Raw genomic sequence first — 7,999 nt, forward strand, 5'->3', positions numbered from 1 at the left:
CCTGCCGGGCGCTGTCGCGGTAGAAGTTGATATTTGAGGCCGAACAAGGTGCTGACGACGAGGGACAGGCAATGCTCCTGTTCCCTGCGGCGATAGTACAGCTCCAGATTCAATGGTACGAGAGCGAGAACACATAACAGGAAAAATAAGATTGATACCAGCAGCCACAAGCGCACACCAAACACCACCGGTCATATTTTCCCGCCGGCCTTTAAATGTATGCAAGATTTATAAAAAGTAAGATGGCCGGAAAATCATGCTGCGTTTTCCGGCCACCGGCTGATTTTTCTCCGGCCTTATTTAAGAATTACCGGCACACGGGCCAGGTTTTGATCCCTGTCACCGGCACGGGCCACGATTTCTACAAATCCCTTCTTCGGGGAAGCAGGAGGTCCGTAGCTGAGGGAAGTTTCGAAGTCGGTAAAACTCTCCCGTCCAACTGCAATGGTTTTTTCAGACAGGACCATACCCCTTTCATCTACCAGACGAACGCGCACCTCTCCAGTAGAGTGCCTTGCGCGGCCAACTACTTTGACCGGACTGGTGACTTCCCGGCCCGGAGCGGGCTCATCTATGCTTGCTTCCCCCTCTACCCGTGGCGATGTTTCCGGGGAACCCGCCGGTGCAGGTTCTCCGGTGGTCTGAGGTTCGGTGGTCTGCATGGGAACGGTTCCGGGACCCTTCTCACGGTCAAACTGGAAAGCCACGCCACTTACCGGCCGGGCTAACCGGCTCACCCGTACAACAGTAAGAACGGGAGCATTCGAAGGCGCCTGCCGGGTTTGCCTTATGTATCTGGCCTTCACATCCAGCCAGCTGAATTCCGGTCTGGGAGTACGCTGGCTGATTTCGGTAACTTCCGCCCTGTAACCCCTGTTGTGAGAACTGGTGTTAAACAGCAAATAGATGTCATTACCGGCCCGTACCCAGGTGCTGGCATTGGTGTCATCCAGGGCTCTGGCCACATCCTTAACTGCCTGCGGTGCCCTGGCCGGATCAATACGTTCAAAGGAAACCCGGGTGGTTTCGGGGACCACCACAGTGCGCGGTTTAGCTGCCGGGCCCGGTTTTCTGGCTACAGTGCAACCGAACATGCCCCCAACTAAAAACAGGCACACCATAAGCAAAATTGACCTGCGCAAAGTAAATTCCCCCTTTCGGCTACATTTGTTCACACGTCATTGTTTACCGAAAAGGGGGAAATCATACATTCAGATGCGCATGGCTTCCCGCACCATGGCCATGGTTTGAACCGCTTCTGCCCGGGCCCGGCGGGCACCTTCAGCCAGCACCTCTTTAACATAGCCAGGACGGTCGGTAATCTGTTGCCTCCGCTCCCGTAAGGGAGCCAGCACGGCCTCCAGAGACGCAGCCAGTAACTTCTTGCAGGCTACACAGCCCACCCTCCCCGCTCTGCAGTCTTCCTCAATTTCAGTTAGCCGGTCAGCGGTATATATGCCGTGGTACTTGTGCACCACGCATACCTCAGGGTGACCTGGATCAGTTTTGCGGATGCGAGCCGGGTCGGTAATCATGGCGTTTACCCTTTCTCTGATCTCATCGGGCCCGGCCATCAAACCTATATCGTTGGCGTAACTCTTGCTCATTTTACGCCCGTCCACGCCGGGAAGAACGGAAACGCGGGACAGCCTGGCCTGCGGTTCCGGAAAAATGGGGCGGTAGAGGTGGTTAAACCGCCGGGCCAGTTCCCGGCACAACTCCAGGTGGGGGAGCTGGTCCTCACCTACGGGGACGGCATCGGCCCGGTAAAGCAAAATATCGGCAGCCTGCAACACCGGGTAACCCAGAAAACCGTACGTCATGATATCCTTACCCTGCTGTTTGAACTGCTGCACCTGATCCTTGTATGTTGGTACTCTTTCCAGCCAGCCAAGAGGAATAATCATGGAAAAGAGCAGGTGTAACTCCGCCGTTTCAGGCACATCCGACTGGACGAAAATTACACTCTTCGCCGGGTCAAGACCGACAGCCAGCCAGTCGGCAACCATTTCCCTGATATTTTCTTTGATGCCCGCAGTATGCTCAAAAGCTGTAGTCAGGGCATGCCAGTCTGCGGCAAAAAAGAAGCACTGGTTCTCTTTTTGCAGTTCAATCCAGTTTTCCAGCACGCTCAGATGGCCGATATGCAAGCGGCCTGTAGGACGCATGCCGCTTAGAATTCTGTGTTCGGGCATTGCTATGGTATCTCCTTTCTCATCTTACTTTGGCATTAAGAAACTATGAAAGAAATTACTTTGGCCAGACCGAGCAGGGCATGATACAGGGGAACAATAATCCACCTGAGCACATTCCCGATGATACCGGTAAATAATAAAAGCAAAAGTATGATCGTTCCGTAATTTTCCAGTGTATAAAGCCATGATTGCCGTCCGGGCAGGAGGCAGGCCAGTATTTTCGAACCATCCAGTGGGGGAATGGGTAGCAGGTTAAAAACCGCCAGGATGACATTGAGATCAATAATTTTTAAAACAATATCCCTGCCGTAGGGGAGCTTCCAGGCTCCCAGGCCCATCGCGACCGCCCCGGCTATAGCCAGCAATATATTGGCCAGCGGCCCGGCCAGGGAGACCAGAATTATGCCCCGCCGCATATCACCGCGGAAATTATAAGGGTTGATGGGCACCGGTTTTGCCCAACCAAAACCAACGCCCAGAAGCATTATTAAACCAATAATATCCACGTGGGCCAGGGGGTTCAGTGTCAACCGGCCCTGGTAGCGGGCCGTGGGATCACCCAGACGGTCGGCCACCAGGCCGTGGGCCAGCTCGTGGAGAGTAAGCCCCAATACAATTGCCGGCAACATGATACCCGTTTCATATAAACTGGGCAGGCTAAACAAGGGAATCCTCTCCCTGGTGGCGGCGCAGAAATTCCTGCACAAACGCCTTTTCCTCGTCGCTGCTTTTCACCAGGCCATCCAGCCGGGCCTGCCAGACCGCCTCCAGGGCCCTGCGGAAAATGGGTCCGGGCCGGTAACCCAGGCTCTTGATGTATGCACCATCCACGGTGGGCTTATTATCCCGGAGGAGCAGGAGCAACTGCCGGAACCGTTCCTTCAACCACTCCTCATCCAGGAGGGTAAGCATGAGAGGGTAAGCCTCCCGAGGTAAAAGGAGAACGGCCCGGGCCAGCTCGCTGGTACGTATTCCATCCCGCAGGCACAGACGGGATAAAACCTGGCGCCAGTTGGCCAGCGTGACCAGAACCTTTTCTGTCTGGCGCTTGTTCAAATGATAGCGCTCACACAATTTTCGGGCGTTATCACGACCGGTCCAGTGTAAAGCGGCAATAACATAACAGAGCCAGGGTTCATTTCCCGGCGGAAAACCCCACCCGTCCAGTATTTCCATGGATTTCCGCAGATCATGCAACACCGGCTGTACTTCCCAGTACGTCACCCCGGGGAGAACAAAATCCCACATGCCCAGTTGATGCAGGCGTTCCAGCATTTGCCCGGCTTTCTCCTCACTCAGGATGTGTTTTAATTCTTCCCACAGGCGCTCCGTAGAAACGCGGGCGAGAACTTCCCGGCGCACCGCCTCCTGGAGCAGCTTCAGGGTTTGGGATTCGATTTTGAACCCGTAGCGCTGTTCAAAGCGCACGGCCCGCAGCAGCCGGATGGGGTCCTCGATAAAACTCAAGTTATATAATACCCGGATCAGCCCCTGCTGTAAATCCTGACGCCCACCGAAAAAATCTATCAGGTCGCCGAAATTTTCTCCGTTCAAGTCAACGGCCATGGCGTTGATGGTGAAATCCCGCCGGTAAAGGTCATGGCGCACGCAGGAACTCTCCACCCGGGGCAGAGCTGCGGGGTACTCGTAAAATTCAACCCGTGCCGTGGCCACATCCACTTTGAACCCGTCGGGAAACACCACTTCCGCTGTCCCAAATTTGCGGTGAATGCGAACCTGGGCGCCGTATATCCCGGCCAGGGCTTCAGCCAGGGCTATCCCATCACCTTCGACCACGAGATCTATATCGAGATTGCTAGCTTTAAGCAATATATCCCGTACCACCCCACCGGCGGCAAAAACACGGTAACCGAGACGGACGGCAACTTCCCCTGCCCGGCACATGATCTCCCATTCTCTCGGGTTCAGTACCTGCTGCATCAGTTCCGAAATGTTTGACCCGGCGGCAGGCAGGTGACCGGAGTAAATAACCCGGTAACGGGAAGGAAAATCACCATGCATGGTACGCAAAACGTCGGTTCGGGAAACAATGCCCACCAGGCGCCCTTCCGACACCACGGGTACGCGCCCGATATCGTGTTCTATCATCAGCTGCTGCACTTCAGACACGGGAACGTCGGGAGTTACCCAGACCACATTCTGGCTCATAAAACCTTTTACGGGAGCGTGTCCCAGACCATGCAGGTCGGCCTTTTCCACATCTCGCCGGGATATCACACCCACCAGCCGGTCCTTCTGCACTACGGGCAGGCCGGTATGGCCGTAGCGCATCATGATACGGCCGGCTTCTTTAATGGTGGTTTCGGGAGTAACGGTTTTTACCGGGCTGGACATGATCCCCGCTGCCGTCAGGGGAGGGCGTACCTTTTGCTGGATTATTTTCATGAGTGTCTCGGCTACCTGGTTTAGATGCGCCCCTTTTATGGTAGCAGAAGCTGCCGCCGGATGGCCACCTCCGCCAAAAGGGCTCAGAATTTCCGCTACATCCACCTGGGCTACATTGCTGCGGCCGACTATGTATACCCGGTCCTCCATTTTAACTACGGTGAATACTGCATCCAGTCTTTCTATTTCCGAAATGGTGTGGGTGAGGAGGGCCAGGCCGATTACAAATTCTTCTACCGATGCGGTGGCCAGGAGAATTTTGACCCCGTTTACCTGGTGGCGGCGGGCGGAAAGAAGCAGAGATTTGAGCAGTGACTTCTGTTCGTCGGTCATGGGCCGGCCGAGAAATTCGGCCACTACCCCCAGGTTGGCTCCTTTCTCCAAAAGATAGGCAACCGCTGCCACGTCGCGGGGGGTGGTACTGGTAAACACCAGAGAGCCGGTATCCCCATATATACCCAGGGCCAGAATGGTGGATTCCAGGGGGTTTAAGGATATGTTCTGTTCCCGGATTTTTTCCACCAGCAGGGTGGCGGTAGCCCCCACCGTTTCCACCACTTCCACTGTTCCCCGCACATCTCCTTCGGCCCAGGGGTGGTGATCGTAGATATGTATTTCCACTCCCGGACGGTTGAATACTTCCGCCAGTTTACCCAGCCGCCTGGGGTTTTTCGTATCGACCAGCACCACCCGCCGCACCTTGTCGAGCTGGATGTCCCGCGGGCTGGACACGGCCAGGGCATCTTTATGTAAAGCCATAAATTCTTCTACGTTTCTGGAAAGCTTACCCGGGAAGACCATCACTGCTTCGGGATAAAGTTTATGGGCCCCCACCATGGCGGCCAGGGCGTCCAGATCCGTATTGGTGTGAGTGGTGATAATGTCCATGGGAAACTCCTTTCACCGGGAGCTTGTATACGCTATCACCTGATTATATCATACTCTCCTTCTCCGTAACCACATTTACCTCACGTGCCGGCGCTTATACCAGCCAGAAGAACTCCCCAGTGAATGCGGGAGCCATCTCTTACGAAAATACAAAAAAGCACCCCTTTTAAAGAGGTGCCCGCGGGTGAAGAATTTCAACGTACCGAAGCCACATTCAGCCGCCGGCTCTTGCGAAGCCTTTCCGGAATTACGTCATTGCGCAGAAGGTCGGCGTACGTTTCACGCTCGACAATAACGTCGGCACGGCCATCTTTCACCAGAACCATGGCCGGACGGGGCAGGCGGTTGTAATTCATGGACATGGAGTAGTTGTAGGCACCGGTACAGCTAACCGCCAGGATATCCCCCGGTTGAATCCCGGGCAGGGCGATATCCCAGATTAACATATCCCCCGATTCACAGCACTTGCCGGCAATAGAAACCACTTCCTCTGGTGGTGCGGCGGCCTTGTTGGCCACGCAGGCCTCGTAACGGGACCGGTAAAGGGCCGGGCGGGGATTGTCTCCCATCCCGCCGTCTACCGCCACATACTTGCGTACGCCGGGGATGTCTTTTACCGCCCCGACGGTGTACAGGGTAGTGCCTGCCGGACCGCTGATAGAACGCCCGGGTTCCACAATAACCCTGGGTACGGGCAGACCGTGTGCTGCAGCTTTTTCCCGGACGGCCTGCATAATTACATCAGCATATTCAGCCACCGGGCGGGGTTGATCCCCTTCGGCGTAGTAGATGCCCAGCCCGCCTCCCAGATCTAGCTCGGACGGAGCCCAGCCGGTTTCCCCGGCCACCCGGGCGGCAAAATCCATCATTACCCGGGCTGCGTGAGCGTAAGAATCCAGCTCGAAAATCTGGGAACCGATATGACAGTGGAAACCGTGAAGGATAATGCGATCCATCTCCAGGGCCCGTTTTACTCCGGCCAGGGCCTGGCCGTTTTCAATAACCAGACCGAATTTGCTGTCAATCTGCCCCGTCTTGATGTACTCATGGGTGTGGGCCTCGATACCGGGGGTTAAGCGCAGGATGACATCAGCCCTGGTGTGCATCTCACCGGCCAGCTCGTTGAGCATTTCCAGCTCGTAAAGATTGTCTACCATGAACCGGCCCACCCGGGCTTCCAGGGCCAGGCGCAGCTCTTCCCTGGACTTGTTGTTCCCGTGGAAATAAACCCGGGACATGGGGAATCTTGCCTGTATGGCAGTATACAGTTCGCCGCCGGAAACCACATCCATGCCCAGCCCTTCTTCCTCCACCAGGCGGCAGATGGCCAGGGTCAGCAGTGTCTTGGCCGCATAGATAACTTCGGCACCGTGTTTTTCGGTAAAAGCCCGATAGTATGCCCGGCAGTTCTGCCGGAAAAGCTCTTCATCCACCACATAAAGAGGGGTGCCGAAAGTGGAAGCAAGCTCCACGGTATCGCAGCCACCAATCTCCAGGTGGCCCCGGCTGTTAATGGTCATGGTGCCGTGCAGCTTCATTTCAAAACCTCCTACGGTTAGAATAGCCTGCTTTAAAACCAATCGTGAACAAAATAAAATGACGGCTTCCAGGTGAGGGGCCGTCTTGCGCACAGGATAATATACCGCCCTCTCCCCCTGGTGAGATAGCGCTCCACCCGGCAGCAGGGCAACCACCGGGTGACAGTCCGGCACCTGTTCGGTGACGGCCCAGCCCAGCCGTTCCGGGCAACGGCTGAACTTCGGCGGGCAACCCTTTCCCCCGGTTTCTGTGGAACCCGGTTCCTCCGCCGGGGTACTCTTGTTGTCCGCAACCTCTACCTCACCTCCAGTGGGAGATGAGGCATAATGTATAAAATTTTGTCCCATTGTATCATGAACATTAACTGCTGTCAACAGCTTTCTCGACTCTTAATAAGTTAATAAGTTAAGTGCCAGGCACCTGGAAGAAATGTCCGGGTATACCTTTAAAGTCGGAGGAGAATATAAACATTGAAATATAAAACAGGAGGTGCTTTATTTTGGTTCAGGGTTGGTCTGATACCCCAAAAGGCGTCGAGGTGAGGCCTGCCGGCTTCAATGATGTGAACATTATCTACAACGGGCTGCTTGCTAAATGTGGTGCCGATCAAGTTTACCTGCACTGTGGATTCGGCGACCCGAAAAACTGGCAAAATGTCAGCACCATTAAAATGGAACGTACCCAGCGGGGTTGGGAAAGTACCCTGCGGATGCAGGACAGCACAATGTCCTTCTGCTTTAAGGACTCGGCCAACAACTGGGACAACAACAACGGTTACAACTGGACGGTACGGGCTTAACGTAAAAGGGACGGGTTTTTTGAAACCGTCCCTTTTTTATAATTAGACGACATTCTCTTGATATTCCAGGGGGCCGGACCAGCGGCCGCAGCGATCCCCCCAGCGGGCAATAACTTCTCCTTCACGGGTAATCTCCACCACTTCGCACAGGTTCGGGCATTTATCACATTCG

Annotated in this window: 6 protein-coding genes and 1 riboswitch; of the genes, 1 reads left to right on the plus strand and 5 read right to left on the minus strand. The window is 55.0% G+C overall.

Going from position 1 to position 7,999, the window contains the following annotated elements; all coding sequences use genetic code 11:
• Positions 1 to 296: 296 nt before the first annotated feature.
• The 5 genes from ACPLUI_RS08060 to lysA all read right to left on the minus strand — a co-directional run bounded on the left by ACPLUI_RS08060 (position 297) and on the right by lysA (position 7,027).
• Positions 297 to 1,142 (minus strand): Gmad2 immunoglobulin-like domain-containing protein, encoded by an 846-nt coding sequence (locus ACPLUI_RS08060; protein WP_424659754.1) that lies wholly within the window; start codon positions 1,140 to 1,142, stop codon positions 297 to 299.
• A 69-nt stretch (positions 1,143 to 1,211) separates the two neighbouring features.
• Entirely contained in the window at positions 1,212 to 2,195 is a 984-nt protein-coding gene (gene trpS / locus ACPLUI_RS08065) for a tryptophan--tRNA ligase (RefSeq protein WP_424659755.1), read from the minus strand.
• Between the two features lie 35 nt (positions 2,196 to 2,230).
• The gene (locus ACPLUI_RS08070) at positions 2,231 to 2,860 is read right to left on the minus strand and encodes a site-2 protease family protein (protein WP_424659756.1); all 630 of its coding nucleotides are present in this window, start codon (positions 2,858 to 2,860) and stop codon (positions 2,231 to 2,233) included.
• Positions 2,853 to 5,489 (minus strand): CBS domain-containing protein, encoded by a 2,637-nt coding sequence (locus ACPLUI_RS08075; RefSeq protein ID WP_424659757.1) that lies wholly within the window; start codon positions 5,487 to 5,489, stop codon positions 2,853 to 2,855. Before ACPLUI_RS08075 ends, ACPLUI_RS08070 begins: the two co-directional genes overlap by 8 nt.
• Positions 5,490 to 5,683: 194 nt before the next feature.
• Positions 5,684 to 7,027: a diaminopimelate decarboxylase gene (gene lysA, locus ACPLUI_RS08080; protein WP_424659759.1), complete on the minus strand. Its 1,344-nt coding sequence runs from the start codon at positions 7,025 to 7,027 to the stop codon at positions 5,684 to 5,686.
• 118 nt (positions 7,028 to 7,145) lie between these two features.
• Positions 7,146 to 7,334: riboswitch (Lysine riboswitch) on the minus strand.
• A 193-nt stretch (positions 7,335 to 7,527) separates the two neighbouring features.
• Here lysA and ACPLUI_RS08085 point away from each other — a divergent pair.
• Positions 7,528 to 7,827 (plus strand): carbohydrate-binding protein, encoded by a 300-nt coding sequence (locus ACPLUI_RS08085; protein ID WP_424659758.1) that lies wholly within the window; start codon positions 7,528 to 7,530, stop codon positions 7,825 to 7,827.
• The last annotated feature ends 172 nt before the right edge of the window (positions 7,828 to 7,999 follow it).

The organism is Desulfofundulus sp., from assembly GCF_049701015.1.
In the GTDB taxonomy this organism is placed as follows: domain Bacteria; phylum Bacillota; class Desulfotomaculia; order Desulfotomaculales; family Desulfovirgulaceae; genus Desulfofundulus.